Source organism: Ilumatobacter sp. (assembly GCF_041688325.1).
GTDB lineage: Bacteria > Actinomycetota > Acidimicrobiia > Acidimicrobiales > Ilumatobacteraceae > Ilumatobacter_A.
This window is the reverse complement of the sequence record NZ_JBDNIJ010000427.1, coordinates 1-3,502: the sequence shown is the minus strand read 5'-3', so window position 1 is coordinate 3,502 and position 3,502 is coordinate 1. Positions and strand designations below refer to the sequence as shown.

The window sequence follows — 3,502 nt, the reverse complement described above, 5'->3', positions numbered from 1 at the left end:
CGATGGCCCGGCCGGCTCGCCGACACTGGAACAACTGCGCGAAGCGCTCCACGGTGGTTGAGACAGCCGGGTCGAGAGATCTGATCGTGGTCGGCGCGGGAATGGCTGGGGTGGCCGCTGCCCGCAAGTGCGCCTCCGTTGGGTGGAGCGTGTCGATCGTCGACGAACTCCCCTATGGCGGCACGTGCGCCCTCCGGGGCTGTGATCCGAAGAAGATCCTCCGTCGTGGAGCCGAGATCATCGACGGTGCCCGACTGATGAACGGCAAGGGCATCGACCCCGCAGGGTTGTCGATCAACTGGGCAGACCTGATGGAGCACAAGCGCGGGTTCACCGACCCCGTCCCCGGCAACCTCGAGAGCGATCTCGCATCGGTCGGCGTGGAGACCTTGCACGGTCGCGCCGAGTTCACCGACACGAACCAGATCGACATCGACGGCACCGCCTACCGGGCCGACCGGTTCCTGATCGCCACCGGTGCCCGACCCCGGCCGCTCGACTTCGTCGGCGCAGAACTCCTCGCCGACAGCACCGGGTTCTTGAACCTCGACGAGCTACCGCGCCGTGTCGTGTTCGTGGGCGGGGGTTTCATCTCGTTCGAGTTCGCCCACATCGCAGCACGTGCCGGGGCAGACACGACCATCATCGAGCACGGTGACCGGCCGCTGAAGAGCTTCGATCCAGATCTCGTCCAACTCCTCGTTGCACGCAGCGAAGAGATCGGCATCAGTGTGCGATCCCGCACCAGACTTGTTGCGGTCGAGACGACCAGTGACGGCTACGCGGTCACGGTCGAGACCGACGGCGGAACAGAGACCATCGTGGCCGACCTCGTCGTGCACGGTGCCGGACGGATTGCCGACTTGTCCCACCTGGGGCTCGACGCTGCCGGAGTCGAGCACGACGACACCGGGGTCGCAGTTCACCCGCACCTGCAGAGCACCACGAACCCGTCGGTCTTCGCCGCGGGCGACTCAGCATCCACCCCCGGACCGCCCCTCACGCCGGTCGCGGTGTTCGAAGGCAAAGTCGCTGCGTCGAACATGCTGAACAGCACCATGACCATCCCGGACTACGACGGCGTGCCCACCGCCGTGTTCACGATTCCCGAACTCGCACGGGTCGGTCTCCTCGAAGACGGCGCCCGAGCGAGCGGCATCGAATTGGACGTCCGCTACCGCAACACCAGCGGCTGGTACTCGAACTACCGGATCGGCGAGACCACCGCGGCGGTCAAGATCCTCGTCGACGCCTCGGACGACACGATCGTGGGCGCCCACATGTTCGGGCCTGAGTACGGCGAACTCATCAACTTCTGCGCACTTACCATCAAGCTCGGGCTCACCACCCGACAAATCAAATCGATGACCGCCGCCTACCCCACCGTCACGTCCGACCTCGGGTCGATGCTCTGAGCGCGCGCACGTTGCTGCGAGGCGATGAGGCTATGGCTGTCTTCGTCCGCGCTTCTTCAGCATGAGTGCAGATCGTTCCGGTGCGCCACGGGGCGGGGTTCGCAAGGTGTTGTGTCACCGCGGGTTTCGGCGTCTCCTCATTGCCCAGACGATCAGCCGATGGGGCGACACGTTCAACACCGTGGCGCTCGTCATCGTCGTGTTCCAGATCACGAACTCGGGGCTCAACGTCAGCGGTGTCGTCGCCCTCGAGATCGCACCGGTGTTGCTGCTCGGCTTCGTCGCCGGAACCGTCGTCGATCGGCTCCCGCGCCGCCAGGTCATGATCGCAGCCGACCTGGGAAGGGCCGTGATCGCCGCGCTCGTCGCGTTCAACTCCGACCAACTCTGGGCGCTGTACGCAGCGGCGTTTGGACTCGCTGCATTGACGGTGTTCTTCAACCCTGCTGCGTCCAGTCTGTTGCCGTCACTCGTCGACGATGACGAACTCGTTGCAGCGAACTCCGCTGTGTGGTCCGCAGCCGTGATGTCCCAGATCGTGCTCGCACCCGTCGCTGGCTTCGTTGTCGTCACGCTCGGAGCGAGCGTTGCGTTCGGCATCAACTCCGTCACATTTCTCGCGTCAGCAATCGCTCTCAGCGGTTTGAGAAGTCCTGCGACCGAATCGGTCGAACGAGGCAGCCGCCGCGCCGAGATCGTCGAGGGCATCCAGATCATCCGCAACAGCCGCCTGCTCGGCACGCTCGCCGCGGTGCAAGGTCTCGCTGCACTCTCTGCGGGTGCGACCAGCGCCCTGCTCGTCGTGCTCGCCGAACGACATCTCCGTATCGATGCCACCGGATTCGGGCTCCTGCTCGCCGCGATCGGTGTCGGTGCCGTTCTCGGCCCGCTCGTGCTCCAACGCTACGTCACCGATGTCCGCCGACCGCTGCTGCTGTTCGGCCCCTACATGCTGCGCGGGCTGGTCGACTTGGTATTGGCCGCCGTGTCGAACTTCGCGGTGGCGCTCACGAGTCTCGGCTTCTACGGGATTGGAACCAGCACCGGCAACGTCACCTACAACACCGTGCTCCAAACCACCACGCCCGACCGATTCCGCGGACGCGTCATCGCGTTCTACGACATCGTCTGGCAGACCGGGCGGCTTATCAGCATCGGCGCCGGTGGCATCCTCGCGGACCAGCTCGGCATCCGCGGCGTCTACATCATGGGCGGACTCCTCCTACTCGCCGCTGGCACGGCCGGATTCGTGCTCGTCCCCCGAACTCTGATGACCACCCCCATCACCCACACCAACGACCTCAGCTGAAACAAACGGACCGGTCGACCCAAACGCGTCCAGGCTCGGTCGACACTGACCCGCCCCATCCACCGCAGGACGTCAGACAGGTCGTGGAGCCCACATGATGACCCCGACACCAATGAGGCAGACTTGCCGCACCGAACAGGTCGTAGCGGTCGGGCCGGAACCCGTCAGCGACAACACCCCACAGCAACGACCCGGCAACGAACACGCCGCCATACGCCGCAAGGATTCGCCCGAAGTTCGGATCGGGTTGGAACGTCGCGATGAATCCATAGCCCGCAAGCGCAGCGATGCCCACACCTACCCAGGCGACCCCGCGATGTTCGCGTACGCCTTGCCAGATCAACCACGCACCGCCGATCTCCAACACCGCAGCGGCAGCGAACAGCAGAATCGAACGGACCGTGTCGGGCATGCCGCGACCGTACCGGACCCGCGAACCAGGTCGAAGACGTCTCAACATTGCACGGGCCGCAGCCCCGCCGCAACGGCCGATACCGACGAAACGGGGACCGCCACACACCCGCTCGCGATCCGGCATTGAGCACAGCAACGTGCTCGATATCGCTCATCGGTGGCCGCCTGGATCGCGTCGGGGAGGCTTTGATTGATGTGTTCAGTCGAACCCTATGTTTGCTGAGACGGTCGTGGTTGGTGTGGCGTCGAGTCTGATCTCGATTGCTTGGTGAGCTCTCATGAGGGGCCCGTCGACGGGAGCCGTGCCGATGGGTTCCGGTCCTGTGTGGTTGGCCTGTTCTCGGTAGCTGGCGACGTCGAGGAT

The 3,502-nt window shown here is 65.0% G+C and carries 2 protein-coding genes and 1 pseudogene; 2 read left to right on the top strand and 1 reads right to left on the bottom strand.

Annotation, left to right across the window (positions count from 1 at the left end; translation table 11 throughout):
• Positions 1 to 101 precede the first annotated feature (101 nt).
• Positions 102 to 1,415 (top strand): dihydrolipoyl dehydrogenase family protein, encoded by a 1,314-nt coding sequence (locus ACH2EI_RS20845; protein ID WP_395161475.1) that lies wholly within the window; start codon positions 102 to 104, stop codon positions 1,413 to 1,415.
• A 61-nt stretch (positions 1,416 to 1,476) separates the two neighbouring features.
• Entirely contained in the window at positions 1,477 to 2,724 is a 1,248-nt protein-coding gene (locus tag ACH2EI_RS20840) for an MFS transporter (RefSeq protein WP_395161473.1), read from the top strand.
• Positions 2,725 to 2,796: 72 nt separating this feature from the next.
• Here ACH2EI_RS20840 and ACH2EI_RS20835 read toward each other — a convergent pair.
• A pseudogene (locus tag ACH2EI_RS20835) lies at positions 2,797 to 3,136 on the bottom strand (YnfA family protein).
• Positions 3,137 to 3,502: the final 366 nt, after the last annotated feature.